The organism is Alteromonas sp. KC3, from assembly GCF_016756315.1.
GTDB lineage: Bacteria > Pseudomonadota > Gammaproteobacteria > Enterobacterales > Alteromonadaceae > Alteromonas.
Map to the genome: position 1 here is coordinate 2520517 of NZ_AP024235.1, position 22042 is coordinate 2542558.

The 22042-nt window shown below is 44.6% G+C and carries 19 protein-coding genes; 9 read left to right on the forward strand and 10 right to left on the reverse strand.

Annotated features, from left to right (window positions below):
• Positions 1-214: 214 nt before the first annotated feature.
• From JN178_RS11325 to JN178_RS11345, 5 genes are all read left to right on the forward strand, one after another.
• Positions 215-937, forward strand: coding sequence for an ABC transporter ATP-binding protein (locus JN178_RS11325; protein WP_202261663.1), 723 nt, complete (start codon positions 215-217; stop codon positions 935-937).
• Positions 934-2376: a DUF3526 domain-containing protein gene (locus JN178_RS11330; protein ID WP_202261664.1), complete on the forward strand. Its 1443-nt coding sequence runs from the start codon at positions 934-936 to the stop codon at positions 2374-2376. The genes JN178_RS11325 and JN178_RS11330 overlap by 4 nt, the downstream gene beginning before the upstream one ends.
• Positions 2373-3686 (forward strand): DUF3526 domain-containing protein, encoded by a 1314-nt coding sequence (locus JN178_RS11335; RefSeq protein ID WP_202261665.1) that lies wholly within the window; start codon positions 2373-2375, stop codon positions 3684-3686. The genes JN178_RS11330 and JN178_RS11335 overlap by 4 nt, the downstream gene beginning before the upstream one ends.
• Positions 3676-5871, forward strand: a complete 2196-nt coding sequence (locus JN178_RS11340; protein ID WP_202261666.1) for a TonB-dependent siderophore receptor — start codon at positions 3676-3678, stop codon at positions 5869-5871. The genes JN178_RS11335 and JN178_RS11340 overlap by 11 nt, the downstream gene beginning before the upstream one ends.
• Before the next feature lie 217 nt (positions 5872-6088).
• Positions 6089-6913: a DUF4437 domain-containing protein gene (locus tag JN178_RS11345; RefSeq protein WP_202261667.1), complete on the forward strand. Its 825-nt coding sequence runs from the start codon at positions 6089-6091 to the stop codon at positions 6911-6913.
• A 71-nt stretch (positions 6914-6984) separates the two neighbouring features.
• On the opposite strand, the gene JN178_RS11350 is transcribed toward JN178_RS11345, so the two are convergent.
• Positions 6985-7947, reverse strand: coding sequence for an NAD(P)H-dependent oxidoreductase (locus JN178_RS11350; protein ID WP_202261668.1), 963 nt, complete (start codon positions 7945-7947; stop codon positions 6985-6987).
• Positions 7948-8069: 122 nt separating this feature from the next.
• Between JN178_RS11350 and JN178_RS11355 the strand changes: the two genes are divergently transcribed.
• Positions 8070-9002 carry a LysR family transcriptional regulator gene (locus JN178_RS11355; protein WP_202261669.1) on the forward strand — a complete coding sequence of 311 codons (933 nt, stop codon included), beginning with the start codon at positions 8070-8072 and terminating at the stop codon, positions 9000-9002.
• A gap of 128 nt (positions 9003-9130) precedes the next feature.
• Here the strand turns inward: JN178_RS11355 and JN178_RS11360 are convergent, their stop codons facing one another.
• The gene (locus JN178_RS11360; protein WP_232369550.1) at positions 9131-10078 is read right to left on the reverse strand and encodes an alpha/beta hydrolase; all 948 of its coding nucleotides are present in this window, start codon (positions 10076-10078) and stop codon (positions 9131-9133) included.
• A gap of 156 nt (positions 10079-10234) precedes the next feature.
• On the opposite strand from JN178_RS11360, the gene JN178_RS11365 reads away from it, so the two are divergent.
• Positions 10235-11131, forward strand: a complete 897-nt coding sequence (locus tag JN178_RS11365; RefSeq protein WP_202261670.1) for a helix-turn-helix transcriptional regulator — start codon at positions 10235-10237, stop codon at positions 11129-11131.
• On the opposite strand, the gene JN178_RS11370 is transcribed toward JN178_RS11365, so the two are convergent.
• Positions 11121-11939: a DUF3307 domain-containing protein gene (locus tag JN178_RS11370; protein ID WP_202261671.1), complete on the reverse strand. Its 819-nt coding sequence runs from the start codon at positions 11937-11939 to the stop codon at positions 11121-11123. The genes JN178_RS11365 and JN178_RS11370 overlap by 11 nt on opposite strands.
• 8 nt (positions 11940-11947) lie before the next feature.
• Positions 11948-12616, reverse strand: a complete 669-nt coding sequence (locus tag JN178_RS11375) for a hypothetical protein (RefSeq protein ID WP_202261672.1) — start codon at positions 12614-12616, stop codon at positions 11948-11950.
• Between the two features lie 280 nt (positions 12617-12896).
• Between JN178_RS11375 and JN178_RS11380 the strand changes: the two genes are divergently transcribed.
• Together JN178_RS11380 and JN178_RS11385 are read left to right on the forward strand one after the other, a co-directional pair.
• Positions 12897-13514 carry a TetR/AcrR family transcriptional regulator gene (locus JN178_RS11380; protein WP_232369551.1) on the forward strand — a complete coding sequence of 206 codons (618 nt, stop codon included), beginning with the start codon at positions 12897-12899 and terminating at the stop codon, positions 13512-13514.
• A 65-nt stretch (positions 13515-13579) separates the two neighbouring features.
• Entirely contained in the window at positions 13580-14629 is a 1050-nt protein-coding gene (locus tag JN178_RS11385; RefSeq protein WP_202261673.1) for an alcohol dehydrogenase family protein, read from the forward strand.
• 132 nt (positions 14630-14761) lie between these two features.
• Here JN178_RS11385 and JN178_RS11390 read toward each other — a convergent pair whose 3' ends face one another.
• The 6 genes from JN178_RS11390 to JN178_RS11415 are packed head-to-tail and all read right to left on the reverse strand — an operon-like array spanning position 14762 to position 22034.
• Positions 14762-15559 (reverse strand): sterol desaturase family protein, encoded by a 798-nt coding sequence (locus tag JN178_RS11390; protein WP_202261674.1) that lies wholly within the window; start codon positions 15557-15559, stop codon positions 14762-14764.
• Between the two features lie 8 nt (positions 15560-15567).
• A complete protein-coding gene (locus tag JN178_RS11395; RefSeq protein ID WP_202261675.1) occupies positions 15568-16203 on the reverse strand; it encodes a CDP-alcohol phosphatidyltransferase family protein in 636 nt (211 codons plus the stop codon).
• Entirely contained in the window at positions 16197-16850 is a 654-nt protein-coding gene (locus tag JN178_RS11400; RefSeq protein ID WP_202261676.1) for an ATP-binding cassette domain-containing protein, read from the reverse strand. Before JN178_RS11400 ends, JN178_RS11395 begins: the two co-directional genes overlap by 7 nt.
• Positions 16851-16886: 36 nt before the next feature.
• Positions 16887-18590, reverse strand: a complete 1704-nt coding sequence (locus tag JN178_RS11405) for an ABC transporter permease (protein WP_202261677.1) — start codon at positions 18588-18590, stop codon at positions 16887-16889.
• A complete protein-coding gene (locus tag JN178_RS11410; protein ID WP_202261678.1) occupies positions 18590-19846 on the reverse strand; it encodes an ABC transporter substrate-binding protein in 1257 nt (418 codons plus the stop codon). Before JN178_RS11410 ends, JN178_RS11405 begins: the two co-directional genes overlap by 1 nt.
• A gap of 34 nt (positions 19847-19880) precedes the next feature.
• Positions 19881-22034 (reverse strand): FAD-dependent oxidoreductase, encoded by a 2154-nt coding sequence (locus JN178_RS11415; protein ID WP_202261679.1) that lies wholly within the window; start codon positions 22032-22034, stop codon positions 19881-19883.
• Between the last annotated feature and the right edge of the window lie 8 nt (positions 22035-22042).

Here is a 22042-nt window from a genome sequence, read left to right on the forward strand (position 1 = left end):
GTATTAAGCCTGAAAGCCGCGCAAGCGGCTTTTTTGTGTTCGATGCTTGATCAACACGCTAGTTCTCTGTTTCATCACCACCGTTTTAACGACATCACTTTTTAACGACCCCACTTTGCAAGAAAATGTAGAACCAGCCATTCCAATCCCAATTGTTATATTATAACATTAGCTAAATGATATAATATAACATACCAAGAAAATACAATAAGCTATGACAAATCCCCAAGTAATAAGCGCAAAAAATCTTACTGTCGCAATAGATGAACGGCTCCTTTTGAACAACCTCTGCTTTGACGTAAACAAAGGCGAAGTGTTTGCTTTGCTAGGCGGTAATGGTGCGGGTAAATCAACTACACTCAAAACGTTTTTAGGGCTTATGAAGCCAAGTAACGGACAAGCATCAGTAATGGGCTTTGACGTTACCAAGAACATTAACGATGTTCGTAAATCAGTGGCTTACCTGCCCGAATCGGTAACGCTTTACGGTCACTTATCTGGCGTAGAAAACATACGTTACTTCTTGTCTGTTGCAGGTATGGAAAGGGACGACACATCAATTTTTGATGCATTAAAGAAAGTAAAACTACAAGAAAATGCATGGCATTCTCACCTTAGTAATTACTCGAAAGGTATGCGTCAAAAAACAGCGATTGCCCTTGCCATACTACGCAATGCGCCCGTGCTGTTTTTGGATGAGCCTACATCGGGTTTAGATCCAGCCGCCATTGATGAGTTTAATAACTTAGTGTCAGAGTTATCCAATAACGGCGCCACCATTTTTATGGTGACCCATGACGTATACGGTGCCTGCCAAGTTGCTCACCGCATTGTGTTGTTAAGTAATGGTGCGCTGACTGGCTCGTTTGAACGCGAAGGTAATACGCCTATCGATACAGAGGCAGTACATGCTGCTTTTGCGGGGCGCGCACAATGAGCAACAGCGTAGTAACAACGATTTGCGCCGACCAATGGCGCTATTGGCTTAGAACAAAAGTGGCCACCACCGTTCTCTTGTTCGGTGCTATTTTGACCTTAGCAGCGTTAGTCGTAAATGCGTTTCATATTCATGAAACTACCCATGCCAGAGAACATCTGCAGCAAGAGGCAGAACAGCGTTTTTTGTCTCAGCCAGATAAACATCCGCATAGAATGGTTCACTATGGGCACTATGTTTTTCGCACACCTACTGCGCTTAGCGTGATTGAGCCCGGTGTCGACACCTATACCGGCAACGCCATTTTTCTTGAAGGGCACAGACAAAACAGTGCAATGTTTGCTGAACAACGTCAGTCAGCGGGCCTAACGCGCTTTAGCAGTCTTACACCTAGCTTCTTGGCTTTGGTACTCGCGCCCCTTTTTATCATTCTTATTGGTTATGGCAGCGTATCTCGCGAACGTGAAGCCGGTACGCTTACATTATTGCTGTCACAAGGCGCCACGCGTCAACAGTTAGTTTTCGGAAAACTTATTGCCCTTACGCTAGCCAATGCCGCATTACTTCTTCCGCTGCTTGTTGCAAGTTTGTATGTTGCCGTTTCCAGCGAAAGTGCAGCTGTTGTTGCGCTGTTTTGCGTGGGCTATGTGCTTTATTTTCTTTTTTGGGCTTCATTGGTAACGGCATCTTCCGCTATTTTCAGCCGCAGTAATGTAAGCTTTACCGTGCTCATTGTGGTGTGGATGGCGACATGTGTGCTGCTTCCACGCTTAGGTAGCAGCGTGGCAACTAACGCGGTACCTTCACTTGGGAAGCTTGAGTCTGACTTTAAGGTTGAGGAAAAGCTACGCAGCTTAGGCGATGGCCACGATGTCAACGACCCAGCCTTTAAGAAACTTCACAGCGACTTACTCGCTAAGTATAACGTTTCTTCTGTAGACGAACTTCCTGTTAACTTCAGAGGGATAGTGGCCCAATACTCTGAAGGTCGTCAGGCTAAAGTGCTCAATGAATTTGCTGAAAAGCGTATGCAAGAAGAACTAGACCAAGCGCAAATTGCTCGTCAATTTGGTTGGTTATCTCCTACTGTCGCCCTTCGCGCGTTCTCTACCTTACTTGCTGGTACCAGTATAGAAACTCACCACCGATTTTTGCGTGAAGCAGAAGCGCTACGCCTTGAGTTCGTTCAAGGGCTAAACAAAATTCACGCTGAAAAACTCGATTTTAAACTTGATATGAATCGCAATAAAAGCGAAGAAGCTGCTGATAAAGCGGTGGTAAATGCTAGTAACTGGGCCATTTTATCCTCTTTTCAATTTGAACCTGAAAGCCCGAGTGCACGCATCCACAGCGCAACATTATATGGTTTTCAGCTGCTACTTTGGCTCGGTTTATCCTTTGCGCTTCTTCAGTTGGCGGTAAGGAGGCTGCACCCATGATCCGTTTGAGAGACATTAAACGCGAAACTCGTTTTGTATTTGGACATAGGCAGTTTATCTCTACACTAGTGGTAATATTATTGCTAAGCACAGCAGCGTTGTGGTCTGGTCATGCTGAAATGCAGGAACAACGCGCCACTATTGAACGTTTGTTAGAAAAAGACCGTGTAGAGCGCGAGGCCGCACTTGCCCACCAAAAAGACTTTGGTAGTGCAGCCTATTACACGTTCCATCTTACCTATGCGCCACCATCCCCCCTTGCGTTTGCAGCTATTGGTGAGCGTGATGTATTTCCATGGAAGCACCGCATTCGCATGCTCGCGCTTGAAGGACAAATTTACGAAAGCGATACCGACAACCCTGAGCTCGCGTTTTTGGGGCGTTTTGATTTTGCGTTTGTAGTTAGCGTCCTACTTCCACTTTTCATCATATTGCTTCTTTATGATTTAAAAGCAAAAGAACGAGAAGCCAAGCGCTTTGAGTTGCTCAACGTCACGGCCCCAGACAGCCACGCGGTATGGACAACCCGTGTATTGGTAACCCTGGTACCAGTTGTGCTTGCCACTTTGGTGCCCTTCGTCGTTTTTGCCGCAATAAATAGTGCCTCTTGGGGCGCAGTGTTAGCGGCCTGCGGCGTTGTTCTAGGTAACGTGATTGTGTGGACTGTTATTGTACTTATGATAGGTGCAGCATCTCGTTTTGCTTCATTTAGCGCAACCCATTTAGCGTCAATCATGTTGGGTATTTGGTTGTTAAGTACCGTAATGGTTCCCGTTGTAGGACACACGGTGGTGAACAATACAGTAGAAACGCCACAAGGTGGTGATATTGTGCTTACACAGCGTGAGGCGGTGAATAGCGCGTGGGACAAACCTGTATACGATACGTGGGCGCCCTTTGTGGCAACGCACCCTCAATGGGCTGATTACACAGAATACGACCCTAAACGCGATAGTTCGTTTAATTGGAAATGGTACTACGCTTTTCAACAAGTTGGCGACCAAATGGCCGAAGCGCTATCTCGCGATTACCAGCGCGCTACGCGTCAAAAAGATGAACTTGCAGGCTACATCGCCCTTTTGTCTCCGTCACTGCTTACACAACGGTTACTCTCAGATATCGCTGATACCAACGTCGATGCCATGGTGGGCTATGAAAATCGCGTGCGCGAATTTCATGCTTCATTACGCCAGTTTTACTATCCCTTGTTTTTCAAAACGCCTGAGTTTTCACCCACGCGCTTTGATCAATTACCGCAATTTACACCAACAATAAAGACAACATCACAGGAACACACCGATGAAAACTAATTGGGTAAAGTCTACCCTCGCAATCAGTATTGCTACACTTTTGCACGCTCCAGCAATGGCGCAAGGCAGTGACAGTGATAAAGAAGCGGACGTTGAAAAAATCACTGTACACGGTATGCACCGAGCGTATCAGGGCGCCTTTGAGTACAAAGAAGTGCCTGCCGCAGCACAAGACATCGATTTGGGCTTAATTAGCGATGCGGGAGCCATCAACCTTAACGATGCGCTTGATTTATCAGCGTCAGTCGCCAGACAAAACAACTTTGGCGGTTTGTGGAACAGCTTTGCTATCCGCGGTTTTGCGGGTGACGAAAACCTGCCAAGTGGTTTCTTGGTAAACGGGTTTAACGCAGGTAGAGGTTTTGGTGGTCCTCGTGACCTTTCTGGTATTGATCATGTAGAGGTATTGAAAGGTCCAAAAGCAGCTTTATTTGGTCGTGGCGAACCAGGTGGTGCAGTTAACTTAGTGACTAAGCGACCACAGTTTCGCGAAGGTGGCGAAGTCAAGGCTACCTACGGCAGCTGGGAACAAGTACGTTTAGAAGCTGATGTACAAACCGTTACCGGTGGATCAGAAAATGTTGGCGTACGATTAGTCGGTTTCTATGAGGATGCTGAGAGCTTTCGTGATACGGTAGAGACAGAACGCTTTGGTTTCTACCCTTCTGTAACGTGGGAAGCATCAGATGATACTAGAGTGACATATGAGCTTGAGTACACTGAACAAAAAATTCCTTTTGACCGCGGCGTTGTCGCTATCGACGGCCAATTGGGTCATCAACCTATTGAGACCTTTACCGGCGATCCCAATGGCGACACCATTGACACAGAAGTAGTTGGTCACCAGTTAGAAATTTCACACAGCCTAAGTGAAGATTGGAATCTTTTGTTAGGTGCAGGCCTTCGCGACACCACGTTTGAAGGTAATGCACTTGAGAACAATTTCGGTGGCCGACAAACACTTTTCATCGACCCTGACCAAGCGCTACTGTCGCGCTTTAAGCGCTACCGTAACTTTGAAACAGATTACCTTGTACTGCGCGGTGAAATTGCGGGCCAATTCAATACCGGCTCACTAACACACCGCGTTATTGTTGGCGCAGATTACGACAAATTTGAAAACGACCAAGTTATTTTGCGCTATCGCCCGCCGTTTTTCTCGGCAGATACCGACATTAATGATTTGGACCTAGACCAGTATCTTGTGGTTGATATTTTCAACCCAGATTATTCCCCTCTGCCTGATGTACCGCTCTCTGACAACCTCGACAGGTTGGAAGTACAAGAGGCTTGGGGCGTGTATTTTCAAGACCAAATTAACATTACAGACAAGTTCCAACTTCGCTTAGGCGGGCGTTTTGACAAGTTTGAGCAGGAAATAGATAACCGCAGAGCTGATCCAGTTAGCACCACCAAGCAAGACGATACACGCTTTTCACCGCAGGTAGGTGCTGTATACTTGTTCAACGACAGCACTAGCATTTACGCTACTTATGGCGAAGGCTTCCGCCAACTTACTGGGTCTGACTTTGCAGGCAACCCTTTTGAACCAAACCAGTCTGAGTCGACTGAAATTGGTATTAAAGCTGACCTAACGTCAATGTTTGATAATGTTCGTGGTGACATCACGTTCTCTATCTTCCACATTGAACAAAGCAATATTCTTGTATTTGACGATAGCCCTGAGGCCGCCGATGGCTTTTTCTTAACCCCAGCAGGTGAAGCGCGTAGCCAAGGGGTGGAGCTAGACGTAAATGCAGAATTCGAAAATGACATTCAGCTTTGGGTGTCATATTCATTTGTTGATGCAGAAAGCACAAACAACACGTCTGATCCAAATTTTGTTGCCGCTATCGAAGCGGGCGACCCACTTATCAGCGTGCCAGAAAACCAGTTGAGCATACAGCTTAGTAAAGGACTTTCAGTGTCTAATATGCCTGTGCGTATTGGATCTGGCTTGTTGTATGTTGATGAGCGTCTTGGACAAACAGGTACAGACTTCTTCTTACCAAGTTACACCACTGTTCGCGCGTTCGCTGAGATTGAGCCAGTTAACAACTTAACTGTGCGCGTTGCGGTAGATAACCTTTTTGACAAAGAATTCTACACCAACTCCTTTGCTGATGTATGGGTAGAGCCAGGTGCACCTCAACGCTTTAGGCTTACAGCGGCTTACAGCTTCTAAGCCCTAATCGCTTATTCTTTAGCACAAAAGGCTCGCTCGTTTTACGTTGCGAGCCTTTTTATTATCAATATTTTCTATAAAGAGTCTCAACGGCGCTGTGCTTTTTAAACTCCCCTGCCCTCTATAGACTAAAGACAAATGTCATATGCTAGCGCTACAGTACGCGCCATGATGTATATGAGTGGTCAAGCATTGTAGAAAAGGAGCGCCAGCCACTATGGCTTTAAAGAAGTACACGCATTCAACGTTTCTTGGTTTAATCGCCCTATCATTTGTCTCATCATCATTTAGTCTTCAGGCGGCAACCAAAGTCATTACCGCTGATGAAGTAAACTGGGGGTATTTAAATCCAGCGCGAGGCGATAAGAGCCCTGGAGCGGCAGACCTATGGGGAGACCGCACTAAAAACACAGCTACCGGCATGCTCGTGCGCTTCAAAGAAGGTTTTTCTTCGCCTCCACATATTCATAACATCACATATCGCGGTATTGTTATCGATGGTGAAATGCATAACGACGACCCCGATGCCAAAGCCATGTGGATGCCAGTAAATTCGTATTGGACACAGCCAGCAGGTGAAGTGCACATTACCGCGGCTAATCAAAAAGCTAATATGATTTACCTTGAAATAGATGAAGGACCTTACTTGGTAAAGCCGTCTTCGGAACACTTTGATAACGGTGAACGCCCAATCAACTTGCATCGAGACAACCAAGTTTGGCTTCACAACACTGACCTCATAAACGTTGAGAGTGACGGTGTGAAAGCCGTATATCTTTGGGGTGACACGCAAGCTAAATACGGCACTATGATAAAACTACCAGAAGGTTTTGATGGTGTACTTGAAAGCACCGGCAATGAGTTTCGCAGCGTGGTTATTCAAGGTGAAGTATCGCTGAAAGAGAAGCGTAACGGCGTAAAATCACTGCTCCCTGGCAGTTATATTGAGTCGGACGCGCCATCGGTGCACCATATCAAAAATTCCAGCGACAGTGACGTAACCTTGTATGTTCGCACTAACGCACCGCTTAGTATTAAATAAGCAAAGCGAAAAATGTCAGAAAAAGCGCAGCATAATGCTGCGCTTTTTTGCTTTTATTGAGGTTATACGTGTTAGTTGTCTAACGGAATTACCACATATTCATCGATAACCACGTTGCCCGTTGCTTCAATGTGTACCTGCCAGCGTTCATTTACTTGCACTTCAACGTGTTCACCAAAAAAGTCTGAATCTCTGAACGTTTCAGCTCTTAGGTTTATACGCAATGAAACCTCAAAGCCACGTTCGCTACCTGTGATATCGACTTGATCTATTCGGTGCTCACAACCTGGTTTAAACGTCTTGCGCGCCCATGCATACCAATCGTTGAACCCCGCGTGACCGCGAAACTCTCCCTCTGGTGACTGCCAGAGAACCTCCTTACTCAAATGAGGTAAAAATCCATCGCTGGACGCTGGCATTGCGTCAAAGCGGTCAAACCATGCTTGCACAAACCGCTTTATCTTCAGCTCAGGCGATGCGAACAAATCATCGATGGCCTTTGCTACGCGTTCTCCATGTTCTTCAGCACGCGCTTGTACGTCTGACAATTCATTGTAAACGCCTTCGATGTAGACCATTCTGTGGGTGTACACAGGCGGGTGATATTGCATTTTTGCCAAATAGGCTAGTTGCTCAAGAGGTCTAAGAAACTCCTCAACACTAAAGTGATTGTAACCCAGTGGACCATATGATTCTTGAGGGCCACCCACTGAAATAGACAACATAAAATGCTTGTTAGCCAATTTATCGCCTTTAGGGCCAAATGCGAAGTTGTAGGTAAACACTTGGTCAATCCAACGCTTAAGCAGCGCAGGCACTGAATACCAATAAAATGGAAATTGAAGCACAATTACATCAGCTTCAAGTAGTGCAGCTTGTTCCGCCTCTACATCAATAGGATTTGCGGTATAAAGCGTATCTAAACGGCGCACTGACACACCTTTTAAACGTTCAGCAATACTTTTTAACATTGTGCTATTAGCATTTGATTCGTCCAGATTTGGATGACCCGAAATAATAAGTACATTGCTCATTTTGCTACCTTTGCGTTGTTTATTAAGAAAACACGGATACTTTACGCTTGATAGATAATTAGTTTTAGACCACACTTTTCTCATAAATTATTAGATTAAAACTAACAATAAGCGCTGGTTATATGAAAAATACATCATCTTCGTCCGTTTCTGGGCCTTCGTTCCAACAACTTATTGTTTTTCATGCTATTGCTGACGAAGGCAGTATTAGCGGCGCAGCAAGAAAATTGGAAATGACCTCACCGTCGGTGAGCCACGCATTAAAGTTATTAGAACAGTTATTGAACGTTCCGCTTTTCAGCAGAACCACTAGGCGTGTTGAACTTACCGAGGCGGGACGATTACTTCAACGGCAAACTCGTGAAGCCATAGGCACGCTGAATGTTGCATTTGAGGAAGTCAATGCATTAAGCCATATGCCTACTGGTGTAGTTAAAGTGACTACTCCTCGATTCGCATTTCAACAGCTTATATCCCCTTATTACCAAGAGTTTTGTCAACGTTACCCTGACATTCAGCTTGAGATTTCGATTAACGATGCAACAGTTAACCTTGTTACCGAGGGTATGGATGTAGGTGTGAGATTTGGTGATCGAGTGGAAGACGGTATGGTTGCGAAACAACTTACCTCCCCTACGCGCGAATGTCTGTTTTGTTCACCTGAATATGCCGAGCGTTATGGTATTCCCGAGAATATTGAGAGCCTTAAAAATCATAAGCTGATTCAATATCGCTTTATGACGTCAAACAAACTCGCGCCGCTTACACTATGGCAAAAAGGAGAATCGATAAGCGTTTCAATGCCCCACGCACTTGTTGTTAATGATACAGATCTGATGATTGATGCAGCAAAACGTGGCCTAGGTATTGGGCGTATTGTCGCGCCTATAGTGGATAAGTACTTTGCCTCTAAAGAGTTAGTACCCGTTTTAATGCCGCACTGGTATCCGTATTCCGGCCTTTACCTCTATTTTCAACAGCACAGTCAAAAGGCCCAACGAGTGCGGGCGTTCATCGACTTTTTAATTGAAAAACACCCAATTAATCCATCGTAGAACTGTTAGCGCGGCGCTTTGTCCTTCTATTTCTAAAGGTGATGATTGAAGTGCTCGCTAACAGCTTGAACTGCTGAATTAACGGCCTTTGGCTGGTCGTAAAAATCAAATTGGGTAATGCCTTCAAGTCATATGGCTTTAACATTGTCACCTGCGTTTGATAAGTATTGGTGAGCACCTTGCGGTAAAGCCATCGCCTCTGAAGCTACCATAAGCACAGGCTTTTCTTGTTTTAAGGCACTTTGTTGAGCGTCGTAGGTAAGCCATTGCTCCCATGAAGCTACATTGAATTGGTTATCATATTCCTTCACTAGACCGCGATTATTTTCGGTGTAATAAGGCACTTGATACATCAGAGCATTATCATTTTCTAAGCTAGCGGCCTCTATAAGTTGCGGCTCATTTTGCTGTCTTGCTTCGCGCGCCAATGCTATTAAGCGCGATGTGCTTTCTTCTCCACCATAAATCTCTGCCGCCATCGCTTTATCATGTAGCCATGGCGCGACGACAGCTACACTTTGCAAGTGTGATGATTCAAGCGCAGCATCAAGCATGTAGCCTGCTGAAGCGCATATAGCAAGGCCTCCAATACGTGAGGTGTCAACGCCTTCAAGCCGGTTTGCTGCTTGTAAAACAGCTATAATGTCTTGTGTTTTAATAGCTGGGTCTTCAACAAAGGGCTGAGTTTGACTGTGGATTCGTTGGGTTTCTCCCCACCCTCTAAAGTCAAAAGTCAGCGCCGCATAACCCTTGTCTGCCAATGCTTTTGCATAGACTGCGGGCATTTGCTCTTTAACCGATGTCCAAGCGCCAGTGACGACAATTAAAGGCACCTGATTATTACCTTCTGGTAAATAAAGGTTTGCCGCGATTTGACCTACCTGTGTATTTAATGTCATAGACTGCATAGTGATCTCCTTTGCATGCTGTTGCTCGATTTGATAATTAAAGTTTGGTGTTTGCGTTGACTGTGGCATAACCGTTTTAAGCGTTTCTATGTCGTTTGGGAGCGCTGAAACGGTTAATGAAGGAAATACTAGAGGTACCGCTACGCTGAGTGCTTTAAGTGTTTGCATAGTTATGTTGTCCTTTACCAATTGAAGTCAGTAGCGACATAATAGAAAGCAACAGCATCAAAATATTGAAGATAACTGCTGTATTTATTGTATGAAATTGCGCTTACCTTTGTTTTGAACTACTGAGATCAATGACGCTTAAAAGTAAGGAATAATGTGAAATCAAGACTGGCTTTTTTTGACTATCAAACGCATAAGCCGTCAAGTTGTGGCAATGTGCTGGATATTACATTTTCAAACGAAGCATTGGATTGGCAAGGCATCATCCTTGAAAAAGGCTCCTCTGAGTATTTCTACCCCAAACAGGTATACACGCCCTACTTCTATTTCGCGTTGGCGCTAGACAAAGATCTCAGTTGGTCTGTAAAAGCTGATAACGAACTGATTGCCTTAAAAACCGCACCGGGCAATATATGGATAAATCCGCCAAAAACTCCGTTTACTCATAATATATCTGAGCCTTGCTATTTCGTTATTTTGGCCATTGAAGAACATGTTCTCTTTGATGCCTGCCCCTATAAGGTTGAAGCAACCCAACTTGAATTTCTGAATAATTACAACGTTGAAGATGAGACCATCAAAGGCATAATTGAGCTATTGCTGCTAGAGACTCAAGCTAATGGGCGCAACGGCAAACCGTATTTGCAAAACTTAGTGTCGGCATTGTCGGCCCACTACATTCAGAATTATTCAAACTATGAAGACGTCAAAGGAAATACGGCGGCTAATGCCAAATTTGGACAATCTGATCTCGCCAAGATTGATGACTACATACAACGCAATATCGGCAATGCCATTACCATAGAAGCCTTGGCAGACCTGGTGTTTTGTAGTAAGTATTACTTTTTGAGAGAATTTAAAAAAAGTGTAGGTGAAACGCCTTATCAATACATAACCCATCATCGTATTGAACAAAGCAAACGGTTATTGCTGACAAGTTCGTTGTCACTTAGTGAGATAGCCCATCAAATGGGTTTTAATGACCAGTCTCACTTTAATCGCGTATTTAAGCAGCATGTTGGGGTCACGCCTAAGCAGTTTACTAACGCTTAATAGGAAACTCTCCTAATAAATAGGCGCAAGCTAATCCGATGAGAAGTGTAATAACAACGCTTGAGAATGTGCCTAACAGGACGTACTCGGTAAGCTTTCTATCTTGATGTTTTGTTAAATCACCAAACCTAAAAATAGACTTAGCGGCAATCAAAAAGCCAATAGCAGCAAATTGGTTAAGCAAGACAAAAGTAAGCATGAGTGTCCGCTCAAGGTAGCCAATACGCTGCCCCGCCAACGCCAATGTTTGTTGGGCTTCTAGGCTAAGAGTTAACGCGTCGTTTGCATGGGAATGTTTAGGGCGCTCAGAAGTCACTTCTGCACTCCACGGAGAAAGTAGCTGCTTAATTATGATTGAACTTGGCTTTAAAACAGCTAAATACGCTAAGACAATAGTAAGGTGTTGTACATTAATTGCTTTTAAGACAGTTATAAATGTATTGAACTGGCTGGTCATAAAAAGAAATACAGCAATAATGACCAGCACATGTGCCAACTGATCAACGATAAAAGAAGTGGTGGTTTGCGGGCAATAAGACTTAATAACGTCAATTTTAAAATGAGTTACGGCGATAATCGCGCTACCACAAAGTACCGTCATGCCCTGAAGATCACTAGCGAAAACAAGTATAGCAATGCCTGCAAGTAAGCCGTGCAGCAGCGCATGTAGGTACAAATGTGGTGCTAGAACGTGCCGTTTGTTGCGACTTTCCACCCACGAATAAGGTTGAAAATAGAAATCTGCGAGTAAATGCGCTAGCAACAATGCGACAAGTAGTAAGGTTTCCTTAAACACAAGTTCCTGCATGTTTTTCCTTAAATAGTAGTTCCACTTAGTACTGTACTTATTTCTTGCTCCATAAACGCTAAGTACTCGGCTATCAACCTGTAATTGCTTGCGTTCAAAATGCGCGTCACGTTACTTCTTGTTTTGCCCAAAGATGTCGCCACAGCGTCATGGTTCTTATCTTCTGAAACTAAGTAGGCTAGTACGGTTTCAGATTGTGTCTGAGTTAACCCTGCTATATGTGAATCGGCAAATCGAGTAAGTAAAGAAGTATGTCGAGCCAATGACCCATATTCACACTGAAACGACACATATTGTCCTTTCAATTCATCAAGCCCTCTTCCTGACAATACGAATGCCTGCCCCGTACCGGTTTTTACCTCAGACGGTCTAAAGGTTACCTCACCGACTGCGCAGCTCACTCTGATATCGCTACTGGGAGTCATCGCTTTTAAGGCCAAGCGAATGCCCAGTGCTATGTGCATTACGTTCTGCGAATGCGATGTCACAAACTGAAAAGCATCACCGCGAAAAACGTCGAAATGCCCGTCATATGAACGTGCATAGGTCGTCAACTGGGCCTTTAACGCTTGGATAATGCGACTAAAATCTTCATCCGATAACGACTGTGATTTGACAATGTCACCGGTTATGACAGCAGCATTGCACTCTTCAACGTTTCCCCTTTGTCTACTCATATGAATTGCTTCCTCGCACACAATATTGAGTCTATGCAATGCTCAATGACTCAATGTATTTGCTTGCCTACAATAACCCGCATAAGTTACATAATATACACACAATTCGAAATAACACCAAAAATAATCACATTCCTAAATGTGATTAAAAATAGTAACAAAATAGAAAGTATTGACGCAGGTATAGCTATGCTGGTCACACGAAGCACTTGTCAGGGTAGAATATTTACTCTACCCTAAGGTAGAACATTTGTTCTACCACGGTATTAATGAGGTTTTGGTGACCAAAGAGCTAATAAAAACTTCGACAGCTACGCCTAGTGCTACCCACGACGCCATTGCACAAAAACTTGAACAAGCCTTCGCTATATATGGGTTTGCGACGCCAAACGTGGCAACGCTTAAAGAGCATTCAGGCACAACACTAAAAACGCTTTACAAATATTTCCCTTCGAAAGAAGCCATGGTCATAGGCGCACTACACTACCGACATAAGCGGTACATCGCGTTTTTAGAGCAAGATAGCCCTATAAATCACAAAATCACGTCAGTACACGACGCAAACACATTGTTGCTGCATATTTTCACACGTCTAGCACTATGGCTTGAAACCTATGCTCCACGGGGTTGTATGTCTCTTCAAGCACTCGCCTGCTACCCCAATAATGAAAAAATCCAAAATGCAGTTCAATCACATAAATTAGAGGTCAAACAATGGCTGACTGAAAATTTTAACGATCTCACAATAGCAACTGCTGCTTCCAAAAAAGACTTTGTAGAAACCATTTTTATTTTACATGAAGGCATGGCGTCCGCATGGCCTAGCTCTCAACATGCTGCTTTAAAAGCAGCACATCAAGCTATTTCCATACTGGTCGAGCAGTTAACCCAAAAGTAGGCCTACAACTGACCTTAGAAAAGGTGATGACGCTACTTTACAAACAAACCCAACTAGGAGTAAGAATGAATCAGTTACCCAAAACCATGAAAGGTGTACAACTTACCAAGCATGGCGACATCGATTCCCTTGTCTTTAATGAGCAGATCGCACTGCCCTATCTCACCGACAATGATGTACTTGTTAAAGTTGCGGCGGCTGGTGTTAACAATACTGATTTAAATACACGTAAAGGGTGGTATTCAAAAGAGGGAAACAATGCCAATGATGCGAGCTGGGCAGGCTCTGCGCTGGTATTTCCCCGTATTCAAGGTGCTGATGTTTGTGGTTACATTGTCGCGGTTGGAAAAAATGTATCGTCATCACGAATTGGAGAAAGAGTACTTATTGAACCATGCTTAACTGAGGCGGACAGCCAACGTCTACCATCACCCTGGTACTTTGGTAGTGAGTGCGACGGCGGGTTTGCTCAATTCACCAAAGTAGCGAGTAAGCATGCATACGCCGTAAAATCATCGTATACAGATACTGAACTTGCTTCTTTTCCATGCTCCTATTCGACCGCGGAAAACCTTTTGCATAGAGCAAATGTTCAAAAAGGCGAACGCGTATTTATTACAGGCGCTTCTGGTGGTGTTGGTTCAGCGGCAGTACAACTAGCTAAGGCACGCGGCGCGTATGTAGTGGCGGTAACCAGTAAAGAAAAGCAAGGCGAAGTGAACGCTTTGGGCGCTGACGAAACTGTTACCCGAGATGCAGACTGGAAATCACTTTATAAAAACAAACCGTTCAATGTTGTGATTGACCTGGTCGCAGGCGCGCGTTGGCCAGACTTACTAGAGTTACTCTCAACATTTGGGCGATACGCTACCTCTGGCGCTATTGGTGGGCACGACGTTATATTAGATGTTAGAACGTTGTACTTAAAGGACTTACAACTGATAGGTTGTACTGTATTGCAAGAAGGCGTTTTTGCCAGTCTCGTTAAACACATTGAGCGCGGAAGCATTAAGCCGATTGTCGCTGCAACGTATCCATTGAAAGAGATAAAGCAGGCTCAGCAAGATTTCGAATTGAAAAAACACACTGGCAAATTGGTGTTGACGCTAGATTAGTCTTATCTAGTTGAGCAATTACACCAACCTAAAACAAATGTAATCTTTTTCGTATTGCAGACGTAAATTACCTTGTGCTTTACGCTTTTTAAAACGCTTACTGCAAGATAATGTCATGAACGTGGCGTAGTCTTATCCACCACGTCTAAAAGGTTGCCGCAATAATGCTATAACGCTTGCATTTTCTTTTAGCGCAGGCACATCTTGCTGTCCAATAGGTATGGTTTCATCGCTGTGCGCGGCGCGCGGTTTGAAGCTGTTAAATAGTCTGTCCCACCAAGTCACACTGAAGCCAAAATTAGAATTAGACTCAGACTTGGTCTGACTATGATGAATTCGATGCAATCGCTGTGTGATAAGGATTAGCCCTACTCTGTCGTCCCACTTTTGTGGCAAACGAATATTAGCGTGATTAAAAAGCGCGAATCCGTTGAGCGCTACCTCAAATATAACAATCGCCATTGCAGGTATGCCAAATGCCACTACCGCAGCGGCTTTTACCCCCAAACTAATTGCAATTTCGATAGGATGAAAACGAAGGCCCGTGGTGGTATCCACATGGCTATCGGCATGATGCATCTTGTGCACTCGCCACAACAAGGGTATGGAATGAAACAGTCTGTGCTGCCAATAAATAATCACATCTTGCACAACCACGCAAAGCACTACTACCAATGTAGCAGGAAGTGTATTAACAACGTTAAATAGGCCAATTTCATTGGTTTGAGCCCACGCTGACACGCCTATTAATGTAGTAGGTAAAAGCACTCTTGCAGCGACGGCACCGAATACCACCATAGCAAGGTTACCTACCCAGCGGGTCTTTCTATTTAACACCGCCTGCCGTGCAGGTTTGTAGGCTTCAAGCACTGCCATAACAGTGAAAACCCCTAAAAACACACCTAGTCTAATAATTGACGTATTATCCATGATAAACGTTACCTACTACCGTTTTCTGACTCTACCCGCTTAAGTGTGAAAAAGCCCCCAACAATACGAGTAACTAACGTAATTAAACACGCTGCTGCGAACAAATAAGCCAATACTGGAAAGTAGCTTGGCCATATACAAAATGCTAAGAAGACAACGATGGTCTCGCTTCCCTCAGTTAGCCCCTGCATATAGTAAAAACTCTTATTTTGAAACTGAGGTCGGTCTATTTGAAACTTCTCAGCTGCGATGGCAAACGCCAAGAAGCTACTACCTGTCCCTATAAAAGTTGCCAGCAATACCATTGCAGGTACACCCCACAACGCGGGGTTTGCTATTCCGAATGCCAGAGGGATAGCGGCATAAAATAAAAAGTCCAGGCAGATATCAAGGAAACCACCCGCGCTACTACTGCTTTTTTGATAACGAGCAAGTTCACCATCAATACCGTCAAAAATCCTATTTCCTATAATGCAACCCAGCGCGGCCCCCCACCAGTTAAGAATAATAAAGGGAACGGCGCATAAGCCTATCAAGAAGCCCGCGACAGTTATTTGATTCGGCGTTATCCCAATTTTATCTAGGCCTACAATTAAAGGCCTTAGTACAGGTTTAATAAAAGGCGTAATTTTGGCGTCTAGCATTTTGATAACTCTATTATTTCGCCACCTGCTGCAATGGCGTCTTCTTTGTCATGAGTGACCAAAACCGCAGGTATATTATGAATTTTTAACTGCTCAAACGTCCATGTACGAATGTGCTCACGCAGGCTAGCATCTAATTTACTAAAAGGCTCATCGAGCAGCACTGCCTTTGGTTGTGAACTTAGGGTTCGCAACAACGATATCCTCGCCTGCTGACCACCCGACAGAGCGCTCACCGATCTTTTTTGCATGCCGTTAAGCTCGAACGTTTCAAGCATAACTTCAATAGCATTCATTCGTGCTTGTTTATTGGCAAACCTACCTTTTGGCATGGCAAAGGCAATATTTTCTTCAACGGTCATATGCTCAAATAACAATGCATCCTGAAACATCACCCCAATGTGTCGACGATGCGCAGGTTTGTGTGTAATGTCCTCGCCGCTAAGCAAGATACGCCCAGTAAAATCAAACGGCGCAGACAGTTGCCCCGCTATGGCTTGTAATAGCGTTGATTTCCCAGAGCCACTTGGACCCATTACTGTCAACACTTCACCTGCATTCACGCGCGCACTTAACTTTACTAATTCAGCGTCACCATTTGAGATAACTAATTGTTGTAGGTCAAGCACGTTTTTATCCTTTGACATCGCTCACCCTTTTTATGCGACCATCATTGTTGATACTCATGAAACACCTTGTTTGGGGTTGAACATGAAACGAGGCAAGGTCCACGCTAATACAAACCCTATTAGTGGTAATGTGGCTTGAATGATGACGTAAACAGCGCTAAGACGTGTACTGCTGCCTGATGCCGATGCTACTGCCTCAGTAGTTACTGTAGGAATAACGCCACCCGATGCCAATAATGTTGGTAAGTATTGGCTGAAACTGATAGCAAGGCCTAAAGCCCACGCAATAAGGATAGCTCCCAGCATCAATGGTAATTTGATATACACAAATACTTGCCACGGTGACTTACCAAGGCTTTGTGCTACCACAATATAGCGAGCGTCAAATTTACGATACGCTACCGCAAGCGACAAATAAACGTACGGCACAACGTAAACCATATGGGCTATGTACGTATGAAACCATGTGGCAGATTGAAGCACTAACTGTTGCAACCATACTAACCCGTACAAAAACGCAACGCCTGGAACAAGCAGTGGTAAAAACACTGAAACGGAAAAGACGAATGACATTACACGCTTTGTCGGTTTTAGCATCTGGCTTTCCAGTGCAAACAACACCAGTAACACAGACGAAGTACTTACTAGACCACCAAGAACGAGTGTGTTGCTTAATGGCTTTTCAATAGCGTTAACTACTGTTTGCCAATGCAACCATGTCGTATCTTCAGGGAGTAAATTCGGAAATACCCAGTAGGACGCCACTGAATAAGCAAAAGTGCTATACATGATGGTGCCTATTAGCACCATATAAACAGCGAATATAGACACGCCGGTTACCACTACGGCATTATCAAACAAGCGGCGATTACCATTTACTAAAAGCGCTCGCCCTAGTACCACAACAATACGCTCACCAACAACAAATAGCCCCAGTGCTGCGCTTGATATACCGACCTGCAGAACAGCACCCGCAGAACCTAACAATCGCATCGACAAATCAATATGATTGAACCAATGTAGAACGGCTACGGCAAGCGTGCTTGGATTATTCGGCCCCAAAATCAATGGAATTTCTACGTTTGAAGTTGCAAATACTAATACCGCAAGCAATGGTAATCGAATTTGAGGAAAAATGGTTGGCAGGACCAACAAAAAGAACCGCGCTACGCTGGAATAACCTAGCGATGCGCCTACCTTGCTGTACCCAGATATTTTTTTGGCCACAATCGGCTGAGACATCACCCCAAGCGCCATCAGCAAAATAAACGGTAATTCTTTAAGTGCAAGCGCAAACAACACGCTTAAACCATAAGGGTCGTGGGGAAAGCTATGTGCTGACGTTGTCACCAAAATATCGTTGTCGGTAGTGAATAAACGGGCGAAAAAGCCCGATGGACTCAACACAAAAAGCAATGCAATGGCCGCTGCTGCATGAGGAAAGACTAAAAATGGACTTAGCAATGCCTGCAATTTTTCGACAAAGCGAGTTTGATAGCACCACGCGAGAAGACAACACGCGCCAATAAAGGCTAACAATGTAGAGCCAAGGCCGGTGAATAGCGATAGCAACATCATTTTGGCAATACCGGTTGTTGCGAACAAGGTTGCAAACGGTTGAGCGCTGAATTGCGTTGCGCCTATTGCAGGGAAATAGCCTAAAGCTGGAAATACAACGCCCACAAAGCCACCCACAACCGGCACACACAAAATGCATAACAAAAGCCACCTAGCGGTAACGGTGAAAGAGGTAAACATCAGTAGCGCACTCCGTAGCGCTCATACCAAGCATTACGAATAGCGTCGGCCCAACTTGAATGAGGCTCTGCTATCAGCTTAACCTTCTGTGATTTATCCAGTGCTGAAGGGTGCCCCCCCTCTTGGTCAAACAAAGCCCTATCGCTTGGGCTAAGTAGCGATAAATCAAGCACAGACTCATCTCCCCACACCTTTAGTTTTTGTTTTTGCGCTTGTGCCTTGGGTGATAATAAAAAATCTACTACGGTCTTCGCCGCGGTTTTTACTGAAGAGTTGTAAGTCAACCCTACAAAATGTACGTTGGCAAGACTGCCGTCATGCATAACATAGGTGCGTATGTCTTTAGGAAGATCAAAGCGTTCTACTGCACTTGGGATCTCAGCCGCAGTGAATGAAAATGCTATCGACAACTCGCCAGAGCCCATTAACCGTTGTAGCTGCGATGCTTGCCTTAGCATGGTTTCACCACGTCGCCACATGACAGGGTGCAACGCGTCTAAGTACTGCCAAAGTGCGGGAAGTACGCTTTTAAGCGCACTTTCACTAACGGGTTGATAGAACACATTTTGTCTATCTTCGTTTAGGGCAATGATGGCATATTTAAGAAAAGTAATTCCAAGGTAGTCACTGGGTACAGGATAAGTAAATCGTCCGGGGGACCGTTGCGCAAAATCAAGCAGCTCATGAATAGTTTGTGGTGGTGGAATTGCTAAGTGTTGTAAGTGTTGCTGGCGATAATAAAAGACTAATGATGCTTTACCCCAAGGCGCTTCCATTCCGAGTGTTGATTCCCCGAAATCCGTCACCATTGCTGTATTTTCGTGTGGGTTGGTCAAAGGGAAATATCTAAGTGATGATACCCAGTTTTTGGTTAATAACTCATGCTCTTTCATTGCAGCAAAGTTTTCACCGTTGATCCAAATAAGGTCTACACTGCCGTTTGTATGATTTCCCGCGGCTTTTTCTGCCAATACGCGTGATACTGCATCACTTGTATCAGCAAGTTTCACATGCTGAAAGCGAATATTGTACTGTTGCGAAACTTGCTCGCTTACCCACTGCAAATAGCTATTTACCTGAGCACTACCGCCCCATGCATAAAAGTGCACGGTTTCGGTATCTTGTTTTTCGCTGTTACCTTTTCGCGCTAATGAGTGAGTTACAAGATTAGTATCTTGTGCCGCCACACTTGCGCTACACGTATATAAAAAACACACAGCAACCGCAGTTAGCCAAGTTTTAACCAGAACTTCCATTAACTCAAACCAACCGCGGCATGAACCATAGGAATTATCCGCGACGCCACGTGTGATACTTTTCTACGTAATTTAGTAGCTTTTCCGGCGCGTTAGCGCGCTTCCAATTGCCAGCTGCATATTTCGCGCCCTCAGCCCATGTAGGATACGCGTGAATGGTACCAAGAATTTTATTAAGACCCAGATCGTATTTCATAGCAATGACAAACTCAGCAAGTAAATCCCCAGCGTGTTCAGAGACAATCGTTACACCTAGAATTTTATCTTTACCTGGTGGCGTGAGCACTTTAATGAAGCCCTTGCGCGCACTCTCGGCAACCGCTCTATCTAATTCGGCAAATTCATAGCGCGTTACTTCAACATCTATACCTTGTTCTTTAGCATCACGCTCGTTAAGACCCACACGCGCCACCTCAGGGTCAATAAATGTTGTCCATGGAATTACGCGGTAGTCGACTTTAAACTTCTTAAAGGTGCCAAACAGAGCATTTACCGCTGCATACCATGCTTGGTGCGCTGCAACATGAGTGAATTGATAAGGGCCTACCACGTCACCAGCTGCAAAAATGTTTGGCATTAATGTTTGTAAGTACTCGTCAGTTTCTATGGTACGGTCAAACTGAATACCTAAATCTTCAAGGCCAAAGCCCGTGAGCCTTGCTTTGCGACCAACCGCCACAATGACTTCATCATATTCGATAGCCAGTTCTTGCCCTTCTTTTTCAGCGATAAGTACTTTCACACCGTCATCGTGTTCAAATCGAAGTGCTTTATGCGATGTAAGCACATTTACACCGCTCTCTCGCAGCACTGACTCTGCATATTCGGCAACGTCAGCATCTTCTCGACCCATCAATCGTGGCGCCAGCTCAACTTGTGTAACGTCACTTCCTAAACGAGAAAATGCTTGTGCTAATTCACAACCGATCGGCCCACCGCCAAGCACAATAAGCTTTTTAGGCGCATCTTCTTTGTCAGCAAATTTTGCCCAAAGTGTGTCAGAAGTTACATACCCACTGTCTTTAATCCCCGGCAAATCAGGTACAAAAGGCGCGGCCCCCGTAGCTACAACAATATTCTTCGTTGTTAGGGTTTGAATACCACCATCATTTTTCTTAATTTCTACCGTCCAAGGGTCGATAATTTTGGCGTAGCCTTTAACTACATCGACGCCCAGATTAGTGTAGCGCTCAACACTGTCATTTGGCGCAATAGCCGCAATAACGTCGTGGACCCTAGCCATAACATTTTTAAAAGACATCGTGGGCGTGACCGCATCTAGACCATAGCTGTCTGCATTTCGCATTTGAGTAGCAACTTTTGCAGATTTAATAATAGCTTTACTTGGCACACAGCCATAATTAAGGCAATCGCCGCCCATTTCGCCAGCTTCAACAAGGGTTACTTTTGCTTTTACTGCCGCTGCAATATAACTTGTCACCAAGCCACCCGCGCCTGCACCAATCACAACCAAGTTGCGATCGAAGCTCTTTGGTTTGGTGTAGCCTTTATAAACGCGACGACGATTTACAACCGCAACAATAGCTTTCGCAATCCAGGGAAAAATACCGAGCAACACGAAAGAAAAGATAAGACCCGGAGAGACAATGCCAGCTAAGCTATCAATTTGCGCCAACTGCGTTCCGGCATTCACATACACTGCGGTCCCCGCAAGCATACCCACTTGGCTAACCCAATAGAATGTCCATGTCTTAAGTGAGGTAAGACCCATTAATAAGTTGATAAGAAAGAAAGGGAATACTGGTACTAAGCGCAACGTAAATAAGTAAAAAGCGCCCTGCTTTTCAACGCCTTCATCAATCTTGTTAAGTTTGTCCTTAAACTTATTGCGCACCGTATCTCGCAATATGAAACGCGACACCAGAAAAGCAAGTGTAGCACCAATGCTTGAGGCAAATGAGACAATGACAAGCCCTTGCGCTAGACCAAACAACGCGCCAGCCGCAAGAGTCAAAATAGCAGCTCCTGGTAAAGACAGCGCAGTCACAGCCACGTAAACTGCGAAAAATACGCCAATGCTGACTACTGGGTTCGCTTCTATTTCACGTTGAAAAGTAGTCAGCGATCCCTTCATACCTTCCAAGGTTAAATAACTATTTAAGTCGAAATAGAAGAAGCCTGTGATAGCGGCAGCAATCACTGCCAAAAGCGCTATTTTTTTAAACATTGTGATTC

Coding starts and splice junctions, on each gene's coding strand:
- JN178_RS11325 (WP_202261663.1), top strand. CDS start 215: ATGACAAATCCCCAAGTAATAAGCGCAAAAAATCTTACTGTCGCAATA.
- JN178_RS11330 (WP_202261664.1), top strand. CDS start 934: ATGAGCAACAGCGTAGTAACAACGATTTGCGCCGACCAATGGCGCTAT.
- JN178_RS11335 (WP_202261665.1), top strand. CDS start 2,373: ATGATCCGTTTGAGAGACATTAAACGCGAAACTCGTTTTGTATTTGGA.
- JN178_RS11340 (WP_202261666.1), top strand. CDS start 3,676: ATGAAAACTAATTGGGTAAAGTCTACCCTCGCAATCAGTATTGCTACA.
- JN178_RS11345 (WP_202261667.1), top strand. CDS start 6,089: ATGGCTTTAAAGAAGTACACGCATTCAACGTTTCTTGGTTTAATCGCC.
- JN178_RS11350 (WP_202261668.1), bottom strand. CDS start 7,947: ATGAGCAATGTACTTATTATTTCGGGTCATCCAAATCTGGACGAATCA.
- JN178_RS11355 (WP_202261669.1), top strand. CDS start 8,070: ATGAAAAATACATCATCTTCGTCCGTTTCTGGGCCTTCGTTCCAACAA.
- JN178_RS11360 (WP_232369550.1), bottom strand. CDS start 10,078: ATGCAAACACTTAAAGCACTCAGCGTAGCGGTACCTCTAGTATTTCCT.
- JN178_RS11370 (WP_202261671.1), bottom strand. CDS start 11,939: ATGCAGGAACTTGTGTTTAAGGAAACCTTACTACTTGTCGCATTGTTG.
- JN178_RS11375 (WP_202261672.1), bottom strand. CDS start 12,616: ATGAGTAGACAAAGGGGAAACGTTGAAGAGTGCAATGCTGCTGTCATA.
- JN178_RS11385 (WP_202261673.1), top strand. CDS start 13,580: ATGAATCAGTTACCCAAAACCATGAAAGGTGTACAACTTACCAAGCAT.
- JN178_RS11390 (WP_202261674.1), bottom strand. CDS start 15,559: ATGGATAATACGTCAATTATTAGACTAGGTGTGTTTTTAGGGGTTTTC.
- JN178_RS11395 (WP_202261675.1), bottom strand. CDS start 16,203: ATGCTAGACGCCAAAATTACGCCTTTTATTAAACCTGTACTAAGGCCT.
- JN178_RS11400 (WP_202261676.1), bottom strand. CDS start 16,850: ATGTCAAAGGATAAAAACGTGCTTGACCTACAACAATTAGTTATCTCA.
- JN178_RS11405 (WP_202261677.1), bottom strand. CDS start 18,590: ATGTTTACCTCTTTCACCGTTACCGCTAGGTGGCTTTTGTTATGCATT.
- JN178_RS11410 (WP_202261678.1), bottom strand. CDS start 19,846: ATGGAAGTTCTGGTTAAAACTTGGCTAACTGCGGTTGCTGTGTGTTTT.
- JN178_RS11415 (WP_202261679.1), bottom strand. CDS start 22,034: ATGTTTAAAAAAATAGCGCTTTTGGCAGTGATTGCTGCCGCTATCACA.